This is a genomic window from Erythrobacter sp. S267 (genome assembly GCF_057365045.1).
The window spans coordinates 2,054,604-2,080,122 of the sequence record NZ_CP200298.1 but is presented as its reverse complement, the minus strand read 5'-3'; the positions used below and the strand labels follow the sequence as shown (position 1 = coordinate 2,080,122).

22 protein-coding genes are annotated in these 25,519 nt (G+C 60.0%); 13 read left to right on the top strand and 9 right to left on the bottom strand.

The window, feature by feature from the left end:
* Positions 1 to 13 precede the first annotated feature (13 nt).
* The 5 genes from AC0V6X_RS09840 to crcB are packed head-to-tail and all read right to left on the bottom strand — an operon-like array spanning position 14 to position 3,249.
* Complete coding sequence (locus tag AC0V6X_RS09840; RefSeq protein WP_486184377.1) at positions 14 to 709, bottom strand: ATP12 family chaperone protein; 696 nt, start codon at positions 707 to 709, stop codon at positions 14 to 16.
* Positions 706 to 966: a hypothetical protein gene (locus AC0V6X_RS09835; RefSeq protein ID WP_486184376.1), complete on the bottom strand. Its 261-nt coding sequence runs from the start codon at positions 964 to 966 to the stop codon at positions 706 to 708. The genes AC0V6X_RS09840 and AC0V6X_RS09835 overlap by 4 nt, the downstream gene beginning before the upstream one ends.
* Positions 963 to 1,637: an HAD-IA family hydrolase gene (locus AC0V6X_RS09830; RefSeq protein WP_486184375.1), complete on the bottom strand. Its 675-nt coding sequence runs from the start codon at positions 1,635 to 1,637 to the stop codon at positions 963 to 965. The genes AC0V6X_RS09835 and AC0V6X_RS09830 overlap by 4 nt, the downstream gene beginning before the upstream one ends.
* Complete coding sequence (locus AC0V6X_RS09825) at positions 1,634 to 2,845, bottom strand: RluA family pseudouridine synthase (RefSeq protein ID WP_486184374.1); 1,212 nt, start codon at positions 2,843 to 2,845, stop codon at positions 1,634 to 1,636. The genes AC0V6X_RS09830 and AC0V6X_RS09825 overlap by 4 nt, the downstream gene beginning before the upstream one ends.
* Positions 2,842 to 3,249, bottom strand: a complete 408-nt coding sequence (crcB, locus tag AC0V6X_RS09820; RefSeq protein ID WP_486184373.1) for a fluoride efflux transporter CrcB — start codon at positions 3,247 to 3,249, stop codon at positions 2,842 to 2,844. Before crcB ends, AC0V6X_RS09825 begins: the two co-directional genes overlap by 4 nt.
* Before the next feature lie 231 nt (positions 3,250 to 3,480).
* Here crcB and rpsU point away from each other — a divergent pair, with 231 nt between their 5' ends.
* From rpsU to AC0V6X_RS09770, 10 genes are all read left to right on the top strand, one after another.
* Complete coding sequence (gene rpsU / locus AC0V6X_RS09815) at positions 3,481 to 3,687, top strand: 30S ribosomal protein S21 (protein WP_006834591.1); 207 nt, start codon at positions 3,481 to 3,483, stop codon at positions 3,685 to 3,687.
* Between the two features lie 198 nt (positions 3,688 to 3,885).
* Positions 3,886 to 4,506, top strand: coding sequence for an FKBP-type peptidyl-prolyl cis-trans isomerase (locus AC0V6X_RS09810; RefSeq protein WP_486184372.1), 621 nt, complete (start codon positions 3,886 to 3,888; stop codon positions 4,504 to 4,506).
* Positions 4,507 to 4,581: 75 nt separating this feature from the next.
* Entirely contained in the window at positions 4,582 to 6,309 is a 1,728-nt protein-coding gene (locus AC0V6X_RS09805; RefSeq protein ID WP_486184371.1) for a DUF4153 domain-containing protein, read from the top strand.
* Between the two features lie 75 nt (positions 6,310 to 6,384).
* Positions 6,385 to 6,687 (top strand): Asp-tRNA(Asn)/Glu-tRNA(Gln) amidotransferase subunit GatC, encoded by a 303-nt coding sequence (gatC, locus tag AC0V6X_RS09800; protein WP_486184370.1) that lies wholly within the window; start codon positions 6,385 to 6,387, stop codon positions 6,685 to 6,687.
* A 1-nt stretch (position 6,688) separates the two neighbouring features.
* Positions 6,689 to 8,170 carry an Asp-tRNA(Asn)/Glu-tRNA(Gln) amidotransferase subunit GatA gene (gene gatA, locus AC0V6X_RS09795; protein ID WP_486184369.1) on the top strand — a complete coding sequence of 494 codons (1,482 nt, stop codon included), beginning with the start codon at positions 6,689 to 6,691 and terminating at the stop codon, positions 8,168 to 8,170.
* Positions 8,167 to 9,324, top strand: a complete 1,158-nt coding sequence (locus AC0V6X_RS09790; protein WP_486184368.1) for an acyltransferase family protein — start codon at positions 8,167 to 8,169, stop codon at positions 9,322 to 9,324. Before gatA ends, AC0V6X_RS09790 begins: the two co-directional genes overlap by 4 nt.
* A gap of 52 nt (positions 9,325 to 9,376) precedes the next feature.
* The gene (locus AC0V6X_RS09785; protein WP_486184367.1) at positions 9,377 to 9,550 is read left to right on the top strand and encodes a glutamyl-tRNA amidotransferase; all 174 of its coding nucleotides are present in this window, start codon (positions 9,377 to 9,379) and stop codon (positions 9,548 to 9,550) included.
* Positions 9,547 to 9,951, top strand: a complete 405-nt coding sequence (locus tag AC0V6X_RS09780; protein WP_486184366.1) for a hypothetical protein — start codon at positions 9,547 to 9,549, stop codon at positions 9,949 to 9,951. Before AC0V6X_RS09785 ends, AC0V6X_RS09780 begins: the two co-directional genes overlap by 4 nt.
* A gap of 15 nt (positions 9,952 to 9,966) precedes the next feature.
* A complete protein-coding gene (gatB, locus tag AC0V6X_RS09775; protein ID WP_486184365.1) occupies positions 9,967 to 11,463 on the top strand; it encodes an Asp-tRNA(Asn)/Glu-tRNA(Gln) amidotransferase subunit GatB in 1,497 nt (498 codons plus the stop codon).
* A gap of 8 nt (positions 11,464 to 11,471) precedes the next feature.
* Entirely contained in the window at positions 11,472 to 12,479 is a 1,008-nt protein-coding gene (locus AC0V6X_RS09770) for an esterase-like activity of phytase family protein (RefSeq protein ID WP_486184364.1), read from the top strand.
* Here the strand turns inward: AC0V6X_RS09770 and AC0V6X_RS09765 are convergent.
* The 3 genes from AC0V6X_RS09765 to AC0V6X_RS09755 all read right to left on the bottom strand — a co-directional run bounded on the left by AC0V6X_RS09765 (position 12,463) and on the right by AC0V6X_RS09755 (position 16,035).
* The gene (locus tag AC0V6X_RS09765; RefSeq protein WP_486184363.1) at positions 12,463 to 13,170 is read right to left on the bottom strand and encodes a hypothetical protein; all 708 of its coding nucleotides are present in this window, start codon (positions 13,168 to 13,170) and stop codon (positions 12,463 to 12,465) included. The genes AC0V6X_RS09770 and AC0V6X_RS09765 overlap by 17 nt on opposite strands.
* Before the next feature lie 138 nt (positions 13,171 to 13,308).
* Positions 13,309 to 13,608, bottom strand: a complete 300-nt coding sequence (locus AC0V6X_RS09760) for a hypothetical protein (RefSeq protein WP_486184362.1) — start codon at positions 13,606 to 13,608, stop codon at positions 13,309 to 13,311.
* Between the two features lie 159 nt (positions 13,609 to 13,767).
* Complete coding sequence (locus tag AC0V6X_RS09755) at positions 13,768 to 16,035, bottom strand: acylase (protein WP_486184361.1); 2,268 nt, start codon at positions 16,033 to 16,035, stop codon at positions 13,768 to 13,770.
* Positions 16,036 to 16,206: 171 nt separating this feature from the next.
* Here AC0V6X_RS09755 and clpB point away from each other — a divergent pair, with 171 nt between their 5' ends.
* The 3 genes from clpB (at position 16,207) to AC0V6X_RS09740 (ending at position 24,772) form a co-directional block, all read left to right on the top strand.
* The gene (clpB, locus tag AC0V6X_RS09750; protein WP_486184360.1) at positions 16,207 to 18,783 is read left to right on the top strand and encodes an ATP-dependent chaperone ClpB; all 2,577 of its coding nucleotides are present in this window, start codon (positions 16,207 to 16,209) and stop codon (positions 18,781 to 18,783) included.
* A 392-nt stretch (positions 18,784 to 19,175) separates the two neighbouring features.
* Positions 19,176 to 22,622 (top strand): TonB-dependent receptor domain-containing protein, encoded by a 3,447-nt coding sequence (locus AC0V6X_RS09745; protein ID WP_486184359.1) that lies wholly within the window; start codon positions 19,176 to 19,178, stop codon positions 22,620 to 22,622.
* 149 nt (positions 22,623 to 22,771) lie between these two features.
* Positions 22,772 to 24,772 (top strand): alpha/beta hydrolase family protein, encoded by a 2,001-nt coding sequence (locus AC0V6X_RS09740; RefSeq protein ID WP_486184358.1) that lies wholly within the window; start codon positions 22,772 to 22,774, stop codon positions 24,770 to 24,772.
* Between the two features lie 101 nt (positions 24,773 to 24,873).
* On the opposite strand, the gene AC0V6X_RS09735 is transcribed toward AC0V6X_RS09740, so the two are convergent.
* Entirely contained in the window at positions 24,874 to 25,431 is a 558-nt protein-coding gene (locus AC0V6X_RS09735; RefSeq protein ID WP_486184357.1) for a hypothetical protein, read from the bottom strand.
* Positions 25,432 to 25,519: the final 88 nt, after the last annotated feature.

The window sequence follows — 25,519 nt, the reverse complement described above, 5'->3', positions numbered from 1 at the left end:
ACAGATGGGCGTCCTAGCTGCGCGCCGCCTTGAGCAATTCATGCGCTTTGAGGAAGTCGCCCGTGCGTTTCGCGCGGCGTTCTTCCGCTTCCTCATCGCGGCCCCATTCGTCTGCCTGCCACTCTTCCTCGAGGCTCGCAGCGTCCCACAGCGCTTGCGGGTCGGCATCCGGTTCGCCCGATGAAAGGGCGACGACCAGGGACGCTGCAAGGCTGGCCATGGCCTGCGTCGCGGCGAGTTCGATTGGGGTGAGCGCGGTCAGCTCTTCGCGCAGTTTGGAGAGGCTCTCTGCGGCTTGAGGGCGGTGGAGAACGCCGCTCACCCGCACCATTTGCACCCCGCGTGCGGCCTCAAACGTGGCCACAATCGGCTCCCACACTTCGATCTGGCGGGCATAGAGCGCCTCGTCGGGATCGGCGCGGTAGAGCAAAGTGTCGGTGTCGCCGTAGCGCAGCGTGTCTTCGACAACCGGAGCGGGATCGGGGGCCACGACGTCGAGTGCATAGTCGACCATGTCGCGCAATGGCATGGTCTTGGGATCGAGCTTTTCGCCCTGCGCGTCCCACTCGGCCGCGAGTGCCTTGGCGAGCATCTCTGACGACACGATCTGCGGCGCGCCTCCGACGGTCTTGAGAGGGCGGGTGTCGAGTGTGACCTGCCAGCCGCCTTCGGTCTGGGCGACAGCGACGTTTTCGTAGAAGCGCTTCATTCCTCTTGCCCGTCAGAGTTCAGGCGGTCGCCAGCTTTCCAACGCTTCGCCAGCAGCACCGGTCCGAAGAAAAACGCGACGAGCCCTCCGACCGCCAGGGCCACGCCCAGCGGATAGGGGCCGCCCACAATCTCCCGCGCGATCATCAGGCCGAGCAACACCGCGGCGATGGAGGTGATGCGCACTAACCCCATGAGGATGTAGCGCTTGGCCGCGACCTCTTCTTCCGGCGTCATCGGATCGTCCGCTTTCCTCACGCCCGGCGCTCCAGCTCGGCTTGAAGGTCTGCAACCGTCTCGACCACCTCATCCGCACCATTGGCGATCAGCTCGTCTGGCGCGTGATAGCCCCAGGCGACGCCGATGGAGGGCACGCGTGCCGCGCCTGCCATGACGATATCGAAGCTTGTGTCGCCGATCATTACGGCATCGGCAGGTTCAACCGCGGCTTCGAAAAGAGCGGCCTCCAGCATCGCGGGATGCGGCTTTGACGGGTGGCGGTCGGCGGTCTGGAGCGAGGTGAACAGGTCGGTCAGGCCATGGCCCGCAAGGCACGCTTGAAGCCCGCGATCCGATTTGCCGGTCGCAACCGCCAGCTTCCACCCTGCGCCGTGCAGCGAGTGGAGCAACTCCGCGATTCCCTCATAGAGCGGCTCGTGCAGCAGACCCTCTTCGCGGCGGGCGCGGAAGGAGCTTTTGTAGAATTCGGTGAGGTCGCGGCGGGTGTCTTCGCTCGCTTCGGGAGCCAACTCGCGCATCGCCACCGGCAGGCTGAGGCCCACCAGCCGCCGCACGGCATTGGGATCGGGCAGCGACATCTGCGCCTTTTCAAACGCGCGCGCCATCGCCCACAGGACATCGGCCTGCCCATCGACGAGCGTCCCGTCGCAGTCGAACACCGCCAATTTGTTTGAGCGCTTGCCGCTCATTTCCGGCGGCCTCCAGGTTTGCCCCCGCTCGGACGTTTTGTCGCGGCTTTCGCCTTCTTGTTGGCGGAGCCTTTGGAAACTGCGCGTGTGCGGCGTTCGCCCCGGCGTTCCTTGCGATATTGCTTGGCGTGGCGGCGCGCGGCCTGCTTCTTTTCTGCGGGAGTGCGCTCAGGCGCTTCGTCGCGGACGGGGGACGCGTCAGAGAGGCTTTCCTCAAAGCCAAGCGCTTCCATGCTCGCAGCGAAATGCTCGGGCAAATCGGCGGTCACGTCCAGCTTGCCGCCTCCAGTGCCCTTGGCCGCGCCCTTATTCTCGGGCGTCCCGATAATCAGACGGCGCGCGTGCAGGTGCATTTTGCGGCTGACAGAGCCGGTGAGGAAGGCGTCCTTGCCGCCATATTTCCCATCGCCCACAATCGGGTGGCCGATGGCGGCCATGTGGACGCGCAGCTGGTGCGTGCGCCCGGTGAGCGGCTCCAGCTCCACCCAGGCAGCGCGCTGTCCGGCACGCTCGACGACGCGGTAGCGGGTCTTGGCATTTGCTCCGCCTTCCTCATCGACATGCATTTTTTCGCCGCCCGTGCCCGGTTGCTTGGCGAGCGGGGCGTCGATCGTGCCTTCGCGCACTTCAGGAACGCCAACGACCAGCGCCCAATAGACCTTGCGGGCCGAGCGACCGGAGAAACGTTTGGAATAATGGGCGGCGCTGCCCGGCGTGCGCGCGATCAACAGGACGCCGGATGTATCCTTGTCCAGCCGGTGGACGAGCCGCGGGCGCGGGTCATCCTCTGACCGGACAAAGGCGTCGAGCAGACCGTCGACATGCTTGTTGGTCTTGGAGCCGCCTTGGGTCGCAAGGCCCGGCGGCTTGTTCAGCACAATCGCGCTTGGCGTCTCCCGGATCACCATGTCGTGCGCTTCGGAGACTTCTTCTTCGGTCAGTGGACGGCGTTTCTTGGGCGCTCGTTTGGCCTCTTCGCCTCCGGGAGGGACGCGAATGATTTGGCCCGCTTGCAAGCGATCCTCCGGCTTCACCCGGCCACCATTGACGCGCACCTGGCCGGTTCGCGCCCAGCGAGAGATCGTCGCAAAGCCGATGGCGGGCAGATTTCGCTTGAACCAACGGTCGAGGCGAATGCCCTCATCGTCATCGGCAACAGTGAATTGGCGGACGGTGTCAGAAGGCTTGGCGGGGGCAGGATCGCTCATGAAAGGCCCCCTCCCACGCTTTGTGCTCCGACAAGGCCGGCTGCAAAGGCGATCATGCCGATGATGACAGAGGCCGCGACATAGATGCCCGCCATGCCCATCTGCCCGCGATAGAGCATCGTCACCATCTCTGCGCTAAAAGCGCTGAAAGTGGTGAAGCCCCCCATCAGGCCTGCGATCAGGAACAGGCGCAGGTTTTCGCTGTCCGCGCCGCCCTTCGCAAACCAGCCCAGCAGCGCGCCCATAATCAGGCTGCCGATGATGTTAACGCTAAGCGTGCCCCACGGAAATTGTTCGTGCGGGCCAGCGAGGCGCGCAGCAGCGAGGCCCACTTGATAGCGGGCGACGGCTCCGATGGCGCCGCCAAGGGCTACGCATAGGCTGGGGATCAGGGCTTGAGACATTGCCAAGGGCCTTTAGCGATGGCTGCTTGATTGTGCTACCTATTAAGCTGGGTTGGCGCTCAATAGGCACACCGAAAGGGTTGCCATTTTGCCCGCTCGCGGTTATGTGCGCCCTAGTTTGAGCGTGAACCCATCGGGATTCGCGCCGTTTTCAGCGTTCAAATTTACGCGTACTCCCGCCAATTTGTCAGGCGGGCTCAGGCGTTTAGTGAAATGAGGTAGTTGCCGTTTATGCAAATCATGGTCCGCGATAACAATGTCGATCAAGCCCTGCGCGCGCTCAAGAAGAAGCTGCAGCGTGAGGGTGTTTATCGCGAAATGAAGCTGCGTCGGCACTATGAAAAGCCCAGCGAAAAGCGCGCCCGTGAAAAGGCAGCAGCTGTTCGCCGCGCTCGCAAGCTTGAGCGTAAGCGGATGGAGCGCGACGGGATCAAGTAAGCCCGTTTTCTGATGGGTTCAGGCAACGCGCCGGAGGCCCTTCAGCAAAAGTAGAGATCGGTTTTGCGCCCGGAAGGGCCGACCACAAGATCCGCTTGAAACATATTACCGGATAAGCCATCAGGGCGCGGACAAACTCCGCGCCCTTTTGCTTTACCAAGACCGTTTTGAAATTGGGCGTTTTGATAGGGATCACCAATGGCCGAAGTCACCCGCGTACCACTCCAGCCCGTAGCTTCGGGCTCGCTGACCAAGATATGGATCGGCGTGATTGTTGCCATGCTGATCGGAGCAGGCCTTGCCTGGGCCGCCGTGCCCAAGAGCTTTAGCGTCGATACGATTGTCGCTGGTGAAGGGGATTTCCCGGTGGATGGGGACATGGTCTTCGTTAAATATAAGGGCAGCCTGGCCGCCAATGGCGAAGTGTTCGACGAATCGCAGGACATCCCGATCCCCGTCGAGGGCATCTTCCCCGAAGGCTCTCCCTTCCCGGTGGAAGAGGGCGCGACGATCCCCGGTTTCTACCAAGGCCTCCAGCAGATGCAGGAGGGCGGCAAGTACGAGCTCTATATCCCTTCCGACATGGCTTACGGGTCAGAACCGCCTCCCGGTGCGCCGATCCCGCCTGATGCAGACCTGATCTTTGAGGTTGAGGTCATGGGCATCATGGGGCGCGAGGAATTTGATCGCAATCTGATGATCCTACAGCGCGCTATGCAGGGCAGCCTTGGCGGCCCCGATGGATCAGAGGGCAGTGCAGGGGGCAGTCGTGAGGGCGGACCTGAGGGTGTGCCTCCAGAGGCCATTCCGGTACCCTGAAACCTTGAGACCCCTGATTTCATTTAGGGTTCACCTGCGCTAGACCAATCCCGCTCGGGTAAGAGGGGGATCGCGATGAGCGAAGTTCAAACAGGTTCGGAAGATCAAAGCGCACTGGAAGAGTGGCGCGAGCGTCCCTTTGTGCTCGCTGGAATGCTCAGCCTTGCGGGGTTGATCGTCCACTTCGCAAGCGATTACGGGCTCACGCAGGAACCTTGGCGCATCGCGCTGACAGCTGCTTTTGTCTTTGGACCCTTGGCGGCGGCCTTCACACTGTCTCCGGTCAAGTGGAAGTCGGCTGCGATCTACTCTGCTGCTGTCGCGCTGGTCATGGCCGGAATCGCATGGCGTACGGCCGAAGTGGGGGAACGCTATTCCGACGCGTCCTTCTGGCTTGCGGCAGGGATATTGGCGATCACTCTCTCGCTCCCACTCTATCAAGCAGGTTTCCACCGCGACCGCTTGGCGACCAGCTATAAGGCGACCCACTTCCACGTCTGGACCGATGCCATCACGGGGGCAGGCGCGCTTGCCTTTACCGGCCTGTCCTGGCTGCTTTTCGTGGTTCTTTCTGAATTGTTCCAGACAATCGAGATCGACCTGTTGCGCGACCTGATGCGCGAAGGCTGGTTTGGCTGGATGTTCTCCGGCGCGACCTTTGGCGCGGCTTTGGGCGTGCTGCGCAACCAGTTGCGGATCATCGGGACCTTGCAGAATGTGGTGCTGCTGGTGCTGTCGATCCTTGCCGTGCCGCTTGCGATTGCGCTGGTGATTTTCCTGCTCGCAGTACTGGTGTCGGGCATCGACGTGCTGTGGGAGGCAACCCGCAGCGCGACGCCGCTGCTGCTTGCGATTGCGGTCGGGTGCTTTGTCCTCACGAATGCCGTGGTGCGCGATGAGGATGAGCAAACCAGTCAATCGCGGGTCCTGCGCATCGCGGGTTTTGTCCTTGCGCTGGGTATCCTGCCGCTTGCTGTCATGGCTTCGGTGTCTATGGGCACGCGGATCGCACAGCACGGGCTGAGCCCAGAGCGCCTGTGGGCATTGGTCGCGATTGCGGTCGCGGTCGGTTACGGCGTTGCCTATTTCGTCTCCGCAATCAGAGGGCGCAAGGACGGCTGGCGCGGATACTTGCGCCAAGCGAACCTGCACCTTGCCGTGCTGACCTGCGCGATTGCTTTCATCCTCGCTTTGCCGATCTTCAACTTCGGCAGCATCTCCGCCTCCAACCAACTCGCCCGGTTGCAATCAGGCGCGGTGAGCGTCGCGGAGTTTGATTACCGCGCGCTGCGTTTCGACTTTGGCGATGAGGGGCGGGAGGCTTTGGAGAAGCTCGCGCAAAGCGACGACGCCAAGATCGCCGAACTGGCAGCCGAGGCGCAGAAGGCGGAGAATCGCTGGGACTATCTCTCACCGGACGATGCAGAGATGGCGCAAGAGGTTCCGGTTGAGACCAGCAGCGAGGAGGTCGAAACCGCTGTGCGAGCCTTCCTTGAGGCACAACCCTATCGTTGTCGCAATACGGATTGCCGCGTGGTCGAAGTCGGTGAGCATGACGGTCAGCCGCTGCTCGTGCTGGTCGGCGGGGGTCGCGACCCGGAATTCCTCCTCTATGAAGAGGCCGAGGTCGGTGATGAAGCCAGCGACAATGTCCGTGTCATCGCGATCCGCCATGGGTCTCTCCAAGAGCAATATCGCTTCGAAGTGCCTGAGGTGAACGAGGGCTCCACCATCGAATTGCGCCCCTTCGTCGGACAGCGCCTCTACATCGATGGCGAGCCTGCAAGCGGCGCGTTTGAGTGATTGTCTGCCGTATCCCGCGCAAACACGTGCAACTCCCGCTTGAAGGCGCTCGCTCGCAGCGCTAAGCGCTCGGTCATGTCAGTCGATAAAGCAACGGTCGCCAAGATTGCCTCTTTGGCGCGTATCAAGATGAGCGATGAAGAGCTTGAGGCGCTTGCGCCCGAGCTTTCGAACATCCTCGAATGGGTGGAACAATTGGGCGAGGTCGATGTGACCGGGGTCGAGCCGATGGCGGCTGTGATCCCGAATGAACTTCGCCTGCGTGATGACGTCGTCGATGCCGATCCCAAGACGGGTGGCGGCAAGCGCGACGATGTCCTCGCCAATGCGCCCGCAGCCGAGCACGGCTTCTTTGGTGTCCCGAAGGTGATCGAATAGAATGAGCGACCTCACGAAACTCGGCGTCAAAGCCATCCGCGACGGTGTCGCTGGCGGAGACTTCACTGCGCGCGAAGTGGCGGAAAGCTTCAACGCGGCTGTGGCCGAAGCAAGCGCCCTCAACGCCTTTATCGTACCGACCCCGGAGCACGCTCTGACGGCGGCTGACGCGACTGACAAAGCACGCGCGGCTGGCGAGACGCTCGGCACAATGGCGGGCGTCCCGATCGGGATGAAGGACCTGTTCGCAACCCACGGCGTCCAGACCACCGCAGCAAGCCACATCCTCGAAGGCTTCACGCCTCAGTACGAAAGCACCGTGTCCGAGAACCTGTGGAATGCAGGTGCGGGCATGCTGGGCAAGCTGAACCTTGACCAGTTCGCGATGGGTTCATCGAATGAGACGAGCTATTTCGGCAACGTCTCCTCGCCTTGGCGTAAAGAGGGCACAAATGCCGCGATGAGCCCGGGTGGCTCCTCGGGCGGTTCGTCCTCAGCTGTCGCCGCGCGCATCGCGCCTGCTGCGACCGGCACCGACACGGGTGGCTCGATCCGTCAGCCTGCCGCCTTTACCGGCATTTGCGGGATCAAGCCCACCTATGGCCGTTGCTCGCGCTGGGGGGTGGTGGCGTTTGCCTCCTCGCTCGATCAGGCAGGGCCGATGGCGCGCTCGGTTGAGGATTGCGCGATCATGCTCGAAGCGATGGCGGGCTTTGACCCGAAGGACGCGACGAGCCTGAAGATGGACGTGCCAAACTGGGAAGCGGCTCTGTCGGCTGACATCAAAGGCAAGAAAGTCGGCATCCCCAAAGAATACCGGATGGAGGGGACCGATCAGGAGATCCTCGACAGCTGGGAGCAGGGCAAGGCATGGCTGAAGGATGCCGGAGCCGAGATCGTCGATATCTCGCTGCCGCACACGAAATATGCGCTGCCTGCGTACTATATCATCGCGCCAGCAGAGGCGTCCTCCAACCTCGCGCGCTATGACGGCGTGCGGTACGGCCAGCGCTCTCTGCCGGAGGGTGCGGGGCTACAGGACATGTATGCCGAGACGCGCCACGACGGCTTTGGCGACGAGGTAAAGCGCCGCATTCTGATCGGCACCTATGTGCTCTCAGCCGGCTTCTACGACGCCTATTACAACCAGGCGCAAAAGGTCCGCGCACTGGTCGCCCGCGACTTTGAGCAGGCTTGGGAGCAGTGCGACGTGATCCTCGCGCCGACGACGCCAACGGCGAGCTTCCCGCTGGGCAGCCTCAATGACGATCCGCTGACGATGTACCTGAACGACGTCTTCGCCGTCCCCGCAAGCCTAGCCGGCCTGCCCGCGATGAGCGTGCCTGCTGGCCTGAACGGGGGCGGCCTCCCGCTGGGGCTGCAATTGGTCGGCAAGCCCTTCGACGAGCAAGGCGTGCTGAACGCAGGCCTCGCAATCCAGCAACGCGCAGGCTTCGACCATGCACCAGAGCGGTGGTGGTGACACCCACCGCGCCTCCACAGGATGCGCCCCTCCGCTTCGACGTTCTCGATGCTCTGCGCGGGATCTGCGCTTTGCTGGTGGCGATGTATCACTTTCGCACCGGAGGGTTTCTCGCGCAGATACCGATCGTGCAGAACGGCTGGCTGTTCGTGGACTATTTCTTTGTCCTCTCCGGCTTTGTGATCGCGCATTCTTATGGCGAGCGGCTGGGTAGCGGCGCGGTCTCCATTGGCCGCTTCATGGGGCTGCGCATGGGGCGGATTTATCCGCTGCATATCGCGGTGCTGCTGGCGTTTATTGCGCTGGAGCTGGTGCTGGTGTTCTTCGCCGACACGCTCTCGCAATATGTCTCGCGCGATCCGTTTACTGCGCAGAGGAGCCTGGGCGCGCTGTTCCAGAATATCTTCCTCCTCCAAAGCTTCGGCATTCCAGGAGGGGCAGGCTGGAACGGTCCTGCGTGGAGCATCGCGGCGGAAATCTGGACCTATTTCCTCTTCGCCTTCATCTTCCTCGCGCCCAAGCGCTGGCTGCTCGGCATCACGGCGGTGTTGGTGGCGGTCACTCCGATCATCATGATTTCTTACGCGAAGGACCTCCACATTACCTTCAATGGCGGCATCCTGCGCTGTATCTTCGGCTTCGGAGCGGGCGTTCTGACCTATCACGCCTTCCGCCGCTATGGCGGTATCGGCGGGACGGGCTGGGAGCTGGCAGTGCTCGCCATCACCTGCGTGTTTGTGAGCCTTGCAAGCGGCCTTGCGACCTTTGCGGCGCCGCTCGTGTTCTCGGGCATGATCTTCGTGCTTGCGAGCCAACGGGGCGTTGTTTCCAGGGCGCTCGACAATGCCGTCTTCCAGAAGCTCGGCCTTGTCAGCTACTCGATCTACATGGTGCACATCTTCCTCCAGGGGCGGCTGGGAGAGGTCCTGCAAGTGACCAAACTAGCCGATGTGAGCGTCGATGGGCGCGGGCGCACGATCATCGAAGGCACGCCATTGATGGGCGACCTGTTCATGCTCGCCATGCTGGCTATCGTGGTGATTGCCTCCTTCATCTCCTACTATCTGGTGGAGAAGCCGGGGCGGGATCTGTCGCGCAAATGGTTGTCGCGTGGAAGCGCGTCCGCCCCCAAGGTGGCAAAGGCGCGGCCATGAGGATTTCCCCTAGCCCCTTGACCTCAAGCCCGTTCACGGCTGAGAGGTTGTCATGACTCCCGACTTGCCCCTTATCCTTGCAGGGATCGGCATTATGCTCGCCATCCCGCTGACCTTCATGTTCGCCAATTGGGTGCGCAAGAATGTCGACTATGGCGAGGCGCGGTTTGATGCCGAGGGCAAGATGATTGGTGACAAGAAGGATCCAAAAGAGGACAGCGCATGAGCTCGTTTGAGTGGACCATTATTGGCCTCATCATTGCCGGGGTTGTGATGCCCTTCTGGGTCATGGTGGCGCTCGCCTTCATGGTGGCCAAGCGCAAGCCCAAACAACCCGTCACCACCCGTGGGAGGGCGCGCGAATATGCCGAGCTGATCCGCGAGTTTGAATATGCCTTCACCAAGACCAAGGATCGCAAGCTGGACGGCCCGCTGCTGGTCGCCTGCATTCGCGATTTGAAAGCCTATCCCGAGTATAAGGACGCCTCGATCCGCTTGCTTGAAGGGATCAATATCAATGGTAACGGCGTTTTCGTCGACATGATAAAGACCGAGATGCGCACGGTTGAAAACCACTTGCTCGGCGTTGATGCTGCTGATGCAAGCTTTGGCAAACAAGAGAAGTAAGAGACCCATAAAGACATGAGCACCTATCGCATTCAGGGAGCCACCGGCGAATGGGAGGTCGTGATCGGCCTTGAAGTCCACGCGCAGGTGACGAGCGAGGCCAAACTGTTCTCCGGCGCTTCGACCGCCTTTGGCGCAGAGCCGAACTCGCAGGTTAGCCTCGTCGATGCAGCCATGCCCGGCATGCTGCCCGTGCCCAATGCCGAGTGCATCCGTCAGGCGGTGCGCACCGGCATGGCGATTGAGGCTGAGATCAACAAATGGTCGCGCTTTGACCGCAAGAATTACTTCTACGCCGATTTGCCGCAGGGCTATCAGATCAGCCAGCTCTACCACCCGATTGTGGGTGAGGGATCGTTGCTGATCGAAGCGGATGAGAAACACGGTATTCCCGAGGACAAGATCATCGGGATTGAGCGGATTCACGTCGAGCAGGATGCGGGCAAGCTGATGCACGATCAGCACCCCACGATGTCTTACGTTGACCTCAACCGTTCAGGCGTGGCGCTGATGGAGATCGTCTCTCGGCCCGACATGCGCTCACCGGCGGAGGCTGGCGCTTATGTGCGTAAGCTGCGCTCAATTCTGCGCTATGTTGGATCGTGCGACGGGAACATGGAAGAAGGCTCGATGCGCGCGGACGTCAATGTATCGGTGCGCAAGCCGGGCGAAGAGCTTGGCACTCGGACCGAGACCAAGAACGTGAACTCCGTGCGTTTTGTGATGCAGGTCATCGAATATGAGGCGAACCGTCAGGTTGATGTGCTCGAAAGCGGCGGGACGGTCGATCAGGAGACGCGGTTGTTCGATGTCGCCACCGGTACGACCCGCACTATGCGCTCCAAAGAGGACGCGCATGATTACCGCTACTTCCCTGACCCCGATCTGCTGCCGCTGGTGCTGGAGGATGACTTCCTCGAAGCGTGCCGCGCCTCGCTCCCAGAGCTTCCGGACGCCAAGCGCGTGCGGTATGAAACAGAGCTGGGCCTTACGCCCTACAATGCGCGCGAGCTGACCGCCGAGGTAGAGACCTTTGCGCGGTTCGAAACGCTGCTCTCCGCCGCAGCCACAGCCATCGGCAAGCCTGAGCCGAAGGTCGCAACGCAGGTTGCAAACTGGGCGCTGTCAGTGGCTCCCGGCGTAATCAAGTCCATCGGCGACGAAGCCAATGTCGAGCATGCGACTGCCGAACGCCAGGCCGCTATCCTCGCCATGCAAGACAAGTCTGAGATCAGCGGCGGACAGGCCAAGGAAATCTTTGAGATCGTCCTCAAAACCGGCCGTGAACCCGACGAAATCGCCGATACGGAGGGCTTGAAGCAAGTCTCCGACACCGGAGCCATCGAAACCGCCATCGACGAAATCCTCGCCAATAACGAGGACAAGGTCGAGCAATACAAGGCCGGCAAGGACAAGCTCTTCGGCTTCTTCGTCGGCCAGACGATGAAGGCGATGCAGGGCAAAGCGAACCCGCAGGTCGTGAACCAGCTGTTGAAGGGCAAGTTGGGCTAAGCCGCCCCATGGCCAAAGCGTTACCAAGCTGGGCTGTGAGACTTGCGCTATGGGGACCATTGCTGGTCGCGGCGCTGGTTGTTGCGGGCTACATCCACGTCCATCAGCCGTTCAAACGGGATGGGACTGAGCTGCTTCAGGTGCCCCTTTCGGAGGAGGACCCCGCGCTCGATCAGGTCGGTGAGCTTCGCTACCTCGGCGGGCTCGATATTCCGCGCATGGATCAGAATATCGGCGGGCTTTCGGGTCTTGTCTGGGAGGGGGAAGCCGAGCGCCTCACAGCGATCACCGATGACGGACGCTGGGTCTGGCTCAACCTCAAAGAAGAGGGCGACCGGCTGGTCTCACTTGACGGAGCACGCGCGTTTGAGATGCTCGGCCTCGATGGCAAACCTCTGACGGGCAAAGAGCGGGGCGACAGCGAAAGCCTGACGCGCAACCCCGATGGTGGCTGGATCGTCGGGTTTGAGCGCGACCACCGCGCCTTGCCCTATAAAGGCGTTCTCGGCCCTGCGGGAGAGACCTATATCGACCCCGTCAGGTTCTTCGGCTCGCTTGAAGAGAATGCCGGGCTGGAAGCACTCGCCTTCAACGATCAGGTCTTTTTTGCCTGTGTTGAGCGTGAAGCCACACCGACCCTTACCAACTGCCTATGGCAACCGAGCGGCGGGGCGCCCGAGCATTTCGGGCTGTCTGCTCCTGACGAGATGGCCGAACTCGGGGCGGTCCCAACTGGCGCAGACACAGCCTCTGATGGCTCGGTCTTCGTCCTCTTCCGAAGCTACTCGCCGACCGATGGCAACAGCGCCGGGATCGTCCGCGTTCGCGGCGTGGATGATGTCGAAGAAATCTCGGTCCTGCGACACCCCTTCAACGAGGTCGACAATTTCGAAGGCATCGCCGTGCGCGAGGAGGGAGAACGCACCTTCCTCTACATCGTCAGCGACGACAATTTCTCCGCCAGCCAGCGCACCCTGCTGATGAAGTTTGAGGTGGTGCTCAGGAGCCAACGTTGAAATTCGAGACTACTCTATAGGTGATCGACTCATTGTCCGCATCAATGACCTCGATCCGTGCACCTTTGTAGGCAATCATCGATGACTCAGTTAGATCGTACTCAGCCTCATTGGTGAAGGCTGAGCGCGCCATGTTCCCTGAGAACTCTCTATAACTGATCCTGATACGGTCTCCTACTCGACCACTATAAATCAGGGTTTGTTGAAAATCGTTTGAGTTAATAATCGGGCGCTCGGTAAATTGATAAGCATACTCGGTGTCGCAATAGGGCTGGCTCAGCCCATAGGCGCCCGGCGCAATAACACATGTTTCTTGCTTCTCCCGCTCGAAACGAATGCTTCTTGGAAAATAGAACTGTCCGGTTAGACCTCCCTCCAAGGTTACATAACCGAGCTCTGCGCCGTTCCGACTAGTTTGAAAGCTTGTAAAGACCCGGCCATCTTCTTCCCCCGTCTTCGGGTAAAAGCCTGGACTTAAAATAAAACCGCGGACGTTATTCGCTTGTGGCAGATAAACTCCGGCAGTGAGTGTAGCAGTTCCCTGCTGAAGCATGCTTTCACCCAAGGTGGCGGTGGCAACTTGGTTTAACGCCGGACTACTTATCTGCTCGGTCACGGGCGCATAGTTATTGGGCACCGAAGCACAGCCACTGACTGCCAAACCCAAAAGAAGAAGTATACTAAAACGCATAGTGTAAGTCCCTTTGTAGCCTGGGATGCCGTTTAATGATGGCGAAAATGCTTTTCAAGCTCATAGCCGTGTTAAAAAACCCGCCGGAAGCGCTTGCGCCTCCGACGGGTCTTTGCAAACTAGCTAGGCGGGTGAAACTTAGGCGCGCGTGCCTGAGAATGGCATGGCACCAAAAGCGCCTGCATTGACGGTGCCGGTCAGCGCGTCGCCGTCGACGGTTGCTTCGCATTCCAGTGTCATCGGCATCGGAACGGTCATGTTCATCTTCCAGGTCATGGTGTTGCCATCGACCTTGCCTTCTTCGACATCCATCGAGCCCATGCCGCCGGCCATGTTGCCGGAGAACGTGCCATCGCCATTGTCTTCAACGGTGAAGGTGCCGGCCTGGTCGCCCATCGGGCTCTTGACGGTGGTTTGATAAGTTCCTGCTACTGACATCTTGTATTCTCCCTTGAATTTCGGTCCCCGAGCCAGGGGCCTTCGATGATCGCCATCCTCCCGTCCAAGGGCTTTGGCTTGGGAGTGTTTTTACAGGGTTGAGAGGGGTGTTCAACCTCTATTGGATGCGCGCCCAAAGCCGTAACGTCAGCGAGGGGCTTAGCGCGCGTTTGTGACTGTCTTCGCGCTCCTCGCAGCGGCGCGCACGTCGTCTTCATAGAAGCGAACGGGCTTCAACTGCTTGTCGACATAGAGCTGCATCTGGTCGGTGTAATGCGGGCTGTTCGGGCGCGTTGTGGCGGCTCCGAACGGCTGCACCGAGCGCGAGACCACGCGGCCTCCATCGGAGGGCCACTCGACCCATTGGATGAAGCTATCACCATGGACGAGGCTGAGGCGTCCGTCATCATGCACTTCCCACCAGGTCGAGGCGCGCAGAGTGTCCGAGCCGCCGTCGAGCGGCAGGTCAACATCCCCCTGACGCAGGCGGAGCAGGTCGGACATCGGCGGGTCAAGGCGGCCGAAGTGCTCGCGCAGATGATTGCCCTCTTTCTCAAGCATCGCGCGGACATCGGGCATCGTTCCGTTATTATACTCCGCCCCCATCACATCGCGGATCACCAGCAGAGCGAGCGCATCGGCGGGGCCTTCATTGTCGGCGGTGAAGTCCCATTGCATCAGCAATTCGGCTTCCTCGCGTACTGTCTCTCCGGCTGAAGTTGCAGGATCGGCCAGCTTTTCGATCTCGTCCCACAGGAAGGCGATGTAGCCGAGCCGCTCATAGCCAGTGTCGTATTTCATCGCTTCCAGCGCTGCTCGGTCGAGCGGGCCTTCAGCTTCCATCAGCAGGCGGTAAGCGCGCCAGCTGCGGTTGGTCTGTTTCAGCTCCACGCCCAGCAATGGCGAGTAGTCCCCGGGGTTCAGATCACTGCCTTCGCCCGCTGCGGTGAATGGCGTGTTGTTGGAATTGTAGACCCAGCCTGATGCCGGGTTGATGATCCGCGGCAGCTCCTCATATGCGACTGAGCCCTCCCAGATCAGCGCCGGATCGCTGCCATCCAGAATGCCGCGCCAATTGGCGCTAGGGTCTTCCGGGCGGTCGGGGATCGCGGCGTTGTAGACATAGGCGATATTGCCCTCACGGTCGGCGTAGATGAAATTGGTCGAGGGGATCGCGAGCCGCGCAATCTGCGCTTCCCACTCGGCAAAGTTCTGCGCTTTATTGAGCCGGTAATAGGCGTCGAGCTGGTCGATCTTTCCCATCCCGCCATAGCGAATGGCATAGACGCCATTGTCGTTCTTGATCACAGGTCCGTGATGCGTGCTGCGATAGATCGTGCGCGGGATCGGCAGCGTCACCGGCCCCATCTTGACCGGCAGGATCACGTCCTTCTCTTCGAGGGTGAACCATTCATCGCCCAGCCTGTAGCTGTCGCCCGCCTCGTTCATTTCCAGCTTGTAGACATCGGCCATGTCGGGGCGGTTCACCGTGTTGGTCCAGCCAAGATTCTCGTTATGGCCCAGGAAGGGGTAGGGCGATCCGGGGAAGTTCGCGCCGGTAAAGTGCCAGCCTTCGCCAGACTGCACGCCCAGCTCATACCAAGCGACCCCGCCGCGCAGGGGCTGGTGCGAGTTGGAGATGAGCGTGGTTGGCCCGCCGGAACGCTCCGGTGTCACCGCCCATGCGTTGGAGCCCAAGTGATCGGCGGCATCACCCAAAGGCAGGACGAGGTCGTGGCGGGCGGTTTTTCCGGAGGTCTCCTCCGCCAGCGAACCGATCGCGCCGGGATCGATCAGCGGCTCGGGGCGTGGGAAGCCGGGAATGTCGGGGCCAAATTCGCGGCGCAGCTCCCCGCCTTCCACCAACGGGCCGATGACATTGCCAAGGCCATAGAAGAACGGCTGGCGCAGGGCGAAACCCGCCGCAATGTCCACGCCGTTGACGGGGAAGAGGTTGGTGAGCTTCAGCTCTTCGGGATGATTTTCGGCGTAGTGATTTAGCCCGGCTGCATAGGCTTCCAGCAAAGCGCGCGTGTCCTCCGGCAGTGTGGGGTAATCCCGCTCCGCCGTCCCACGCGCGTCAACCAGATGGTAGGCGTAGTCGAGCGGCGCTCCATCCTCACCCGCAATCGCGCCATAGCGGCCACGCGACATGGCAACGACGTCTTGCAGGGTGAAGAAGTCATCCTCCGCATGCGCGACCGCGACGCCAAAGGCGACATCCGCATCCGTTTCCCCATAGATCATCGGCACGCCATATTCGTCGCGCACGATCTCCGCCTCGTAGGTCTCCCAGCTTTCGGGCGAGTAATCGGCCTGCTCGGCGAAGAACGGCTCCCATGTGGCGAGCGCGATGAACGCAGTGACACACAGCGCTACGACGCCGATCAGAATTGGGCCGCTGAATACGGCTTTGACGATTTTCATGGGAAACGCGGCTCTCTCTCAATATCTCTCTTGACGCTGACAATCGCGAGGGTGGGAGGTGACGTCAAGCGGGCTTGCAAAAGTCGCACGCAAACCTACCTACCTGAGTAACACACCCCGCAACCTCCTGCCGCCAAAGGACGGGCCAAGGGACGAGGCAAAGGAGCCGCCATGAACCTCGAGAAATTCACCGACCGCGCCAAGGGCTTTCTGCAAGCTGCGCAAACGGTCGCGATCCGCATGAACCACCAGCGCATCACGCCGCTGCATCTGGTCAAAGCGCTGCTCGAAGATGAAGAGGGCATGGCCGCTGGCCTGATCCAGCGCGCAGGGGGCGATGCTCCTGCAGCAGTGACTGCGGTTGACTTGGCCCTCTCCAAGATTCCGGTTGTGACCGGCAGCGGTGCGCAATCGACGCCGGGCATGGACAATGACCTCGTCCGCGCGCTCGACAATTCCGAGCAGCTGGCGGAGAAAGCGGGCGACAGCTTTGTGACGGTCGAGCGGATGCTGACTGCGCTGACGATGGATCAGGGCGCAGCAGGCAAGGCTCTGAAAGCGGGCGGTGTCAGTGCGCAGGCGCTCAACACGGCCATCGAAGACTTGCGCGGGGGCAAGAAGGCGGACAGCGCAAACGCTGAAAGCACCTATGACGCAATGGAGAAGTTCGCCCGCGATCTGACGCAGGCGGCGCGCGACGGGAAACTCGATCCGGTGATTGGCCGGGACGAGGAAATCCGTCGCACGATTCAGATCCTCGCCCGCCGGACCAAGAACAACCCCGCCATTATCGGTGAGCCCGGCACGGGTAAGACCGCGATTGCGGAAGGGCTCGCCCTGCGCATCGCCAATGGCGACGTGCCCGACAGCCTGAAGGGCCGCACGCTGATGTCCCTCGACATGGGCGCGCTGATTGCGGGTGCAAAATATCGCGGCGAGTTTGAAGAACGGCTCAAATCGATCCTTGATGAGGTCCGCCACGCCGATGGCAACATCATCCTGTTCATCGATGAGATGCACACGCTGATCGGAGCGGGTGCAAGTGAAGGCTCGATGGACGCCTCCAACCTGCTCAAGCCTGCCCTCTCTCGCGGAGAGCTGCACTGCATCGGCGCGACGACGCTCGATGAGTACCAAAAGTATGTCGAGAAAGACCCCGCGCTCCAGCGCCGCTTCCAGCCGGTCTATATCGAAGAGCCGACGGTGGAGGACACCGTCAGCATCCTGCGCGGGATCAAGGACAAGTATGAGCTGCACCACGGCGTGCGGATAACGGACGGCGCGATTGTGTCGGCGGCGAAGCTGTCGGACCGCTACATCCAGAACCGCTTCCTGCCCGACAAGGCCATCGACCTGATGGACGAGGCGGCGTCGCGCATTCGCATGGAGGTGGAGTCCAAGCCGGAAGAGATCGAAGTCCTCGACCGCCGCATCATCCAGATGAAGATCGAGGAATCCGCGCTGGAGAAAGAGGATGACAGCGCCTCCAAAGAACGGCTCGAAAATCTGCGCAAGGAGCTGGCTCAGGTGGAGCAGGAGTCCAGCGAGCTCACGACGCGCTGGCAGAACGAACGCGACAAGATCGAGGCCGAGGGCAAGATCAAGGAAGAGCTGGACGCAGCCCGGCTGGAGCTTGAACAAGCCGAACGCTCCGGCGACCTGGCGAAAGCGGGCGAGCTCTCCTACGGCACGATCCCGGCACTCGAGAAGAAGCTCGCCGAAGCCGAAGACCTCACGGAAAACGCATTGCTGCGTGAGGAAGTGACTGAAGAGGACATTGCCAACGTCGTGTCGCGCTGGACCGGCATTCCCATCGACAAGATGCTGGAAGGCGAGCGCGAAAAGCTGCTCGATATGGAAGCCATCCTTGGCAAGCGGGTGATCGGCCAGACGGACGCGATCACGGCGGTCTCGAAAGCGGTGCGCCGCGCGCGCGCCGGATTGCAGGACCCGAACCGTCCGATGGGCAGTTTCCTGTTCCTCGGCCCTACCGGCGTCGGCAAGACCGAGCTCACGAAAGCTCTCGCAGAGTTCTTGTTCGACGACGATCAGGCGCTGGTCCGCATTGATATGTCGGAGTTCATGGAGAAGCATTCCGTTGCCCGCCTCATCGGCGCGCCTCCGGGCTATGTCGGCTATGACGAAGGCGGCGTGCTTACCGAAGCCGTCCGCCGCCGCCCCTATCAGGTGGTGTTGTTCGACGAGGTCGAGAAAGCGCACAGTGATGTCTTCAACGTGCTCCTCCAAGTGCTCGATGACGGGCATTTGACCGATGGGCAGGGCAGGAAGGTCGATTTCTCCAACACGCTCATCATCCTCACCTCGAACCTCGGTAGCCAGTTCCTGTCGAACCTGGGCGATGATCAGAAGGTCAAGGATGTCGAGGATCAGGTGATGGATGTGGTACGCGGGCATTTCCGCCCCGAATTCCTCAACCGGCTGGACGAGATCATCCTGTTCCACCGTCTGGCGATGGAGCACATGGCGCCCATCGTGAAGATCCAGGTCAAGCGCGTGCAGAAGCTGCTCGATGACCGCAAGATCACCCTCGATCTGACCGAGGCAGCTTTGCGCTGGCTGGGAAGGGTGGGCTACGACCCGGTCTATGGCGCGCGGCCCTTGAAGCGGGCGGTGCAGCGCTACTTGCAAGACCCGCTGGCGGAGATGCTGATCGAGGGCAAGGTGTCGGATGGCGTCACGCTCAAGATCGATGAAGGCGATGGCGAGCTGAACATGGAGATGGTCTGACCGACAAGTTCAGGCAGCTTCGCCGGGACCGTGCGTCATACGGGCGAAGAAATGCACCCAAGTCCTAGCCGATTCTTAACCGATTCTCAGCACCGAGACGGAATATTGCGTGCGAAACGCCCTCAAAGCACAAATAATATAGTGCAATGCAGCATGGTGGAGCGATCCGGTCCAGTCATTGTGGGATTCTCGCAACACAAGGCGAAATTATGGCGCGAAACGTGGGTTCTTCCTGAACCGTACATTTACACTTGCTCTTCGCTATTGCACAAACCTTGTCACCGCAGGGGCTGGACTGCGTTCAGGGTATATTGGTGAAGTGCAGGGGGTAAGCTGCGCAGTTCCAATCTGAATTCGTGGTCCAGGTTCTGGTTATTGCAACTGGAGTGATCATGAAAAAGTTTTCCAACAATTCGCTGAAGGCGCTTGCGTTCTCAGCGTCGGCACTCGCCTTTGTAGTCGCGGGTCCCGCGAATGCGCAGGACGCCGGTTCCGACGAAGATTCGGATGAAGATGAAGAGCAGGTAGACGTCACGAGCGAGGACGAAACCGATTCTCCGGCACCCGGTGGTATCACCGTTACCGGTTCGCGTATTGTCCGCGACACCTATTCTTCGATCTCGCCGCTTCAGGTTATCTCGGGCGAAACGCAGCGTAACATCGGCGCTTTCGACCCCTCCCAGATCCTCCAGCGCGACGAAGCGGCCACTGGCCAGCAGATCGACGCAACCTTCCAGGGCTTCGTGCTCGACAACGGCCCGGGTCAGCAAACCGTTGACCTTCGCGGTCTCGGTGCAAACCGGACGCTGCTCCTCCTGAACGGTCGCCGCCTCGCGCCGTCTGGTGTGCAGGGTTCGCCGAGTGCTCCATCGATCAACCTGCTGCCATCTGCTCTGATTGAGCGTATTGACCTGCTGCTTGACGGCGCATCGTCGGTTTACGGTTCGGATGCTGTTGCCGGCGTTATTAACGTGCAGCTGCGCAAGGACTTTGACGGCCTCGAGCTACAAGCTGCGGGTGCCTACAATGAAATGGGCAGCGACCGTGACTTCAACGTCAGCGCCGCTTACGGTATCAACCTTGACCGCGGTTTCTTTGGTGTCGGCGTTGAGTTCAACCGCCGCGACGAAGTCCGTTTCCAGGACCGTGACTTCCTTGCGGGTTGTGAAACCCACTACGAAATCGGTTCGGATGGCCAGATCCGCACGGTCGGCCTGCTCGACTTTATCGATGCCGAATTGGCCACAGATGGTGCTGTCACTCAGGCTCCTGAAGCCTGTAAGCGTCGTGGTCAGGGGCTTGGTCGCTCGATCATCACTGACTTCGGTAACTTTGGTGTTCTTTACTATACCCCAGGCGAAGGCCAGTCGGGTGTTCCGGATTTCACCGAATCGGGCTTTGTGAACGGCGATCCCGTCGACCTTGACGGCGACGGTATCCAGGATATCCGCTTTGCGGATTTCTCGACCAACGGTGTCTTCCCGGAGGGTGTCTTCATTCCGCGTGAAGATCGCTACAACGCGTTTGCTTACGGTGAGTACACGCTGCCAGGCGAAGCAAACCTGACGCCTTACTTTGAGTTTCTTTACTCGCGCAGTGAAGTTGAATCGCGCAACAGCCGGATCACTCAGGCTATTGCGTCATTCCCTGGCGAAAACCCCTTCAACCCGTGTAACCCCGCTAACGTTCTGGGTACCGGCGTCGATTGCTTCGACCAAGGGCGTATCTTCAACGGGCAGGGTCCGTTCGGTTTGAACCTGAATATGCCTGTCTCGCCGCGTTTCTCGCTGATTGGTGACCGTGATAACTTCCGCTCGGTCCTCGACCAGTATCGCGGTGTTGTGGGTATTCGCGGTGATCTGCCGTTCATTTCACCCAGCTGGACCTTCGATGTTTCAGCGATCTACACCCGTTCGGATGGTACGACGAGCTCGCGTGGTATTCGTGAAGACCGCTATGCGCTCTCAATTGGTGTTGACCCAACCCTCGACTTTAACGGCGACGGTGTGATCGACTTCAACAACGATGGCATCGCAGATGATTACGATCCCAGCGTTCCGTTCTCGAACGACCCCATCGTGCAGGGCGCATTTGGTTACACTGCAGGCATCACTCCTTGTGCTGGTCCCGAAGAGCTCGCCAACCCAGAATTTGCGGCACCCGGACTGTTTGAGGGCTGCGTTGCCTTCAACCCGTTCCGCCCTGACATTCTTGGCGTGTTCCGCGGTCAACTGACGGCCGAAGAAGAGAACTACCTGTTCGACGATCGTTCGTTCCGTACGGTGTATGAGCAAACCGTGTTCTCAGCCTTCGCCACAGGTGATCTGTTCGATCTCCAAGGTGGTCCGGTTGGAGCCGTGATCGGTATTGAATGGCGTGAGGACGAGATCAACTCGAACCCGAACTTTGTTCAAGCGAACGGCCTTCAGTTCAACATCATCTCTGACCTTGGTGCGGTTGGTTCCAAGTGGATCCGAGAAGCTTTTGCTGAGGTTGACCTTCCGCTGGTCGCTGGCAAGACGCTGGTCGAAGAGCTGACGGTGAACGTTTCGGGCCGTGTGACGGACGAAGAGTTCTACGGCACTGCTGGAACTTTCTCGGTCAAGGGCGGCTGGCGTCCGGTTACCCCGCTCCTGCTTCGCATGAGCTACGGTACATCGTTCCGCGCACCGAACCTGCGTGAGAACTTCCTGCTGGGCCAAACCGGCTTCTTGAGTGCGTTCGATCCTTGTGCGGTTCCGGAAGAGGCATTTGTCAACAACGCTTACAGCGCAGCGGACGATAACCGCGACGCAGCGACGCTCGCCAACTGCATCCGTGAAGGTCGTGACCCGACAACCGTTGGTATTGACGCCGTCGGTATCGGTGGTACGCCGCGTCTGTTCCAGACCAACTCGGTCGAGATTTCGACCAGCGGTTCGCTCGATCTCGAGCCGGAGACTTCGCGGTCGATCACGGCTGGTTTCTCGTTCGAAGACACTTTCCCATCCGGCTTTGAACTTTCGCTGTCGGGCACCTACTACGACATCAAGGTGAAGCAGTCGGTGGTTCGTCCGGGCCTGCAATTTGCCGTCAATGATTGCTTCACTCGCCAGGATGGCATTCGCAGCCAGTTCTGCGATCAGCTGATCGTTGATCCGGCACCGTCGAACTTCGGCCTGATTTCGGAAGCTCCGCTGGCATTCGTGAACCTTGACTCCGACACAGTACGTGGTGTCGATCTCAACGCTCGCTTCGGCAAGGACGTGACGATCGGCGGCGAAGTCTTCGATCTCGCACTGGACCTGCGTGCCAACCACCTGATTGAGCGTTCGAACACGTTCATTGATGCAGCTGGTGTTGCGAATACGGCTAACTTCGAAGGTGAGTTCTTCTTCCCAAGCTGGACGGGGCGTGCGACCTTCACTGCAGGTTGGAAGGATTGGTTGCTGACTTGGCAGACTCGCTGGGTTGGTGAGCAAGAGCAGGACACCACAGGTATCGACCCTGATTCCGATGCATTCGGTTTTGGCCCGGATGGCCAAGATACCGGCTTCCAGGGCAACACCTGCACCGGCTTCGGTTCTACCGGTCCTGACGGAAGCGGTCCGACCACTATCGCAGGTGATGGTATCTTCTGCCGCGACGTTGGCTTTGCGGACGATTACTTCGTCCACACGCTGGCACTGCGCTATCGTGGTTCGAATTTCGAAATTCGCGCAGGTATCACCAACCTGTTCGACGAAGATCCGCCGCTGGTGGATGGTGATGAAGTTCTGTCGATCTCCAACGTCCCGCTGGGCGGTGGATTCGACCTCAACGGACGTGAGTTCTTCGCGGCGGTTGAGTACAACTTCTAAGCCTCAGAAAAACGAATGAAAAAAGGCGGCCTCCAGGCACTTGCTTGGAGGCCGCCTTTTTGTTTAAAATGCCAGCCGAGGCCTGCTGATTTTTGGAGGTGACGCAGCGTCTTTGGGGTAACTTTGAAAAACGAGTGAGAGTTCACATCATGAAATTCTTGAAAGCACCGTTGATGGCGGCCGTTCTCGGCACGTCCGTCTTGGGCCTGAGTGTCGCAGCACCCTCCGAAACGCAAGCAACGCCGGCGGTTCCGATCGACGTCTGGGCCTTGCGCGATGTGGTCAATGCGGTTGACCTGTCTCCCGATGGCAAGCACCTTCTGGTTCACATTAACCCGAGCCGCGAAGGCGAATATTTGCTCCAGATCTATAAGGTTGACGACCTGTCGACACCTTATCGGACGCTGGCCGCTGACCCGATGGAAATCATCAGCGCTCAGTGGGTTAGCGATAACATCATCGTTGGCCGCGCATGGGAGCAGAAGCGCAAGCGCGTGCGTCGTCAGGAAGATGACACCCGCAACTATGCGACGTACTTCTACAACCTCGAAGCCAATAAGTTCAGCCAGGTTTCGGACAATCTTGTCGTGATCAACGAGCTCCCGAACGAGCCGGACACCGTGCTGGTCGCCGCGCCGGAAGCCAATGGTTCACTGGGCGTCGATCCATTCCAGGCCTTCCGTCCGCGGTCCTTCTACAAGCTGAATCTGCGATCCGGCTCAAAGAGTCTCGTGATCCGCGGCAGCAGTAAATATGGCCGCATTCAATTCGATGATGATGGCAATCCTCGTTACGCTGAGGGTATCGATGATAACAAGGTGAAGACCTATTATCGCAAGCCTGGCGATGGCTCGTGGACTCAGTTTGGTCCGGAATACGACCAGAACGATCACGAAAACCTCTACCGTTTTCTGAGCGGTTTCCAAGGTCTGCGCGGCTTCAGCGCTGAAAACCCGAGCATCGGCTACATCATTGAAGCGCGTAACGGCGCAGACAAAGCCTCGCTTTGGGAGTTCAACTTCGACACCGGTGAGTATGGCCGTGAGCTGTTCAAGTCGGAAGAATCCGATGTCATGGCTATCGGTACGCATTCGATTCCAGGCAACGACAAGCTTGCCTGGGCGATGTATCCAGGAGCCAAGCGCGAGCGTCACTTCTTCGACGCTGATGAAGAGGCTCTATACAAAGCCCTCGAATCTCAGATCCCTTACTCGCACCAGATTTCCATTCGCAGCCGTTCCTATGACGGCCGCACCATGGTGGTCTACAATGTGGGGCCCAAGGATCCAGGTTCATTCTGGCTCGTGAAGGAAGGCCAATTGGCCAAGCTGGGCAGCCGCAATCCTCTGCTGAACCAGGATGCGCTCGCTGACGTGAAGTACATTCGCTACCCGTCGCGTGACGGCAAGCTGATGATCCCGGCCTACATCACTGTGCCCAAGGGCGAGGGTCCGTTCCCGCTGATCGTTCAACACAATGGCGGCCCGCACGTGAATGCCGTGCAGAGCTACTCAGAGTTTGGCCAGATGTTCGCCAGCGCGGGCTACATGGTGCTTTATCCGCAAAACCGCATCTCGACGGGCTGGGGTAAAGAGCACTTTGATGCCGGCTATGGTGAGCATGGTCTCGCCATGCAAGACGACAAGGATGACGGCGTTAAGTACCTGATCGATCAGGGGCTTGTGGACCCCGACCGTGTCGCGTTCTGGGGCTGGTCTTATGGCGGCTATGCAGCGCTGGTCGCGCTTAGCCGTGAAGAGCAGCTGTATCAGTGTGCCATTGCCATCAACGGCGTGGCTGATCCTGCCAAGTCCTTCCGTCTGGGCGCTGGCCGCGCTGGAAGCAACGCACCCAAGGCCTTTATCGATTGGGCGGAACGCCGTGGGACCATCGGCATCAATCCGATCCAGGAAGTCGATAAGGTCAACATTCCGCTCCTGATGGTGCACGGAAATGTAGACCGCCGCGTCCTCTACTATCACTTTGAGGACTATCAGAAGGCGTTCGAAGCCGCTGGCAAGACCGGTGAGTTTGTGACGCTGGTGGATGCCGATCACTTCGGTAACACGCAGATGTACAACCACCAGCAGCAGCTCTACACCAAGATGTTCGACTATCTGGCGAACGATTGCGGACCGGGCGGGCTCTAAGCCTCACCTGATCCACACAGAAAAGGGCCCGGTTGCAGCGATGCAACCGGGCCCTTTCTCTTTGCGTGAAGCCAATTGTGGCTAAGGCCGATGGTTCTCCGCTACTGAATGCGGCGGCCTTTAACGCCAAGCTGGCCGTTGATGCGGATGAAGAAATATCCGAACGAGGCCTGCTTGAATTCCACTCGGTCGCCCGCTTCAATCCGGCGCAAGCGGCGCGGGATGTTCTTCATCTCCCAAACTGCGCCCTCAGCGGTGGTGAATTGGGCTTTGCGCGATGAGAGATAGCGCACTCGCTCAATCGTGGTGGTGAAGAGCTCATCCTCTTCCTCGTCGTCATCATCGCTGCCGAAAATGCCCAAATCCGGCAATTGGAAGCCGAAAAGCGACCGCCGGGTCTCCCGCACGTCCTCTCGGTCGACAACTTGCACATCTCCTGCGTCTGAGGCCGTGACTATGTTGCCGACCGCCGCGTCGAAACAGTCGAGCCGAGCTGTATCATCGACGATCTGTTGGCAGGAACGCAGAGCGTCGAGATAGTCGGGATCTTGCGCCGATGGCGTGTCTTGCGCCTGCAATGGAGTCAGTGCGAGCAGTACTCCTCCAGCGAATACAAGGGGATAGACCCCAACTGGACGGCTTTTCTGTGTGCGGCGCATCAACGCTAGTCTCCTCCAAAACGCATAAGAAACACCTGATCGGGGCTTTCACAGCCCGGAGTCAATGGCGCTTCTGAAACGTGGAACA

Coding starts and splice junctions, on each gene's coding strand:
- AC0V6X_RS09840 (WP_486184377.1), bottom strand. CDS start 709: ATGAAGCGCTTCTACGAAAACGTCGCTGTCGCCCAGACCGAAGGCGGC.
- AC0V6X_RS09830 (WP_486184375.1), bottom strand. CDS start 1,637: ATGAGCGGCAAGCGCTCAAACAAATTGGCGGTGTTCGACTGCGACGGG.
- AC0V6X_RS09825 (WP_486184374.1), bottom strand. CDS start 2,845: ATGAGCGATCCTGCCCCCGCCAAGCCTTCTGACACCGTCCGCCAATTC.
- crcB (WP_486184373.1), bottom strand. CDS start 3,249: ATGTCTCAAGCCCTGATCCCCAGCCTATGCGTAGCCCTTGGCGGCGCC.
- rpsU (WP_006834591.1), top strand. CDS start 3,481: ATGCAAATCATGGTCCGCGATAACAATGTCGATCAAGCCCTGCGCGCG.
- AC0V6X_RS09810 (WP_486184372.1), top strand. CDS start 3,886: ATGGCCGAAGTCACCCGCGTACCACTCCAGCCCGTAGCTTCGGGCTCG.
- AC0V6X_RS09805 (WP_486184371.1), top strand. CDS start 4,582: ATGAGCGAAGTTCAAACAGGTTCGGAAGATCAAAGCGCACTGGAAGAG.
- gatC (WP_486184370.1), top strand. CDS start 6,385: ATGTCAGTCGATAAAGCAACGGTCGCCAAGATTGCCTCTTTGGCGCGT.
- gatA (WP_486184369.1), top strand. CDS start 6,689: ATGAGCGACCTCACGAAACTCGGCGTCAAAGCCATCCGCGACGGTGTC.
- AC0V6X_RS09785 (WP_486184367.1), top strand. CDS start 9,377: ATGACTCCCGACTTGCCCCTTATCCTTGCAGGGATCGGCATTATGCTC.
- AC0V6X_RS09780 (WP_486184366.1), top strand. CDS start 9,547: ATGAGCTCGTTTGAGTGGACCATTATTGGCCTCATCATTGCCGGGGTT.
- gatB (WP_486184365.1), top strand. CDS start 9,967: ATGAGCACCTATCGCATTCAGGGAGCCACCGGCGAATGGGAGGTCGTG.
- AC0V6X_RS09770 (WP_486184364.1), top strand. CDS start 11,472: ATGGCCAAAGCGTTACCAAGCTGGGCTGTGAGACTTGCGCTATGGGGA.
- AC0V6X_RS09765 (WP_486184363.1), bottom strand. CDS start 13,170: ATGCGTTTTAGTATACTTCTTCTTTTGGGTTTGGCAGTCAGTGGCTGT.
- AC0V6X_RS09760 (WP_486184362.1), bottom strand. CDS start 13,608: ATGTCAGTAGCAGGAACTTATCAAACCACCGTCAAGAGCCCGATGGGC.
- AC0V6X_RS09755 (WP_486184361.1), bottom strand. CDS start 16,035: ATGAAAATCGTCAAAGCCGTATTCAGCGGCCCAATTCTGATCGGCGTC.
- clpB (WP_486184360.1), top strand. CDS start 16,207: ATGAACCTCGAGAAATTCACCGACCGCGCCAAGGGCTTTCTGCAAGCT.
- AC0V6X_RS09745 (WP_486184359.1), top strand. CDS start 19,176: ATGAAAAAGTTTTCCAACAATTCGCTGAAGGCGCTTGCGTTCTCAGCG.
- AC0V6X_RS09740 (WP_486184358.1), top strand. CDS start 22,772: ATGAAATTCTTGAAAGCACCGTTGATGGCGGCCGTTCTCGGCACGTCC.
- AC0V6X_RS09735 (WP_486184357.1), bottom strand. CDS start 25,431: ATGCGCCGCACACAGAAAAGCCGTCCAGTTGGGGTCTATCCCCTTGTA.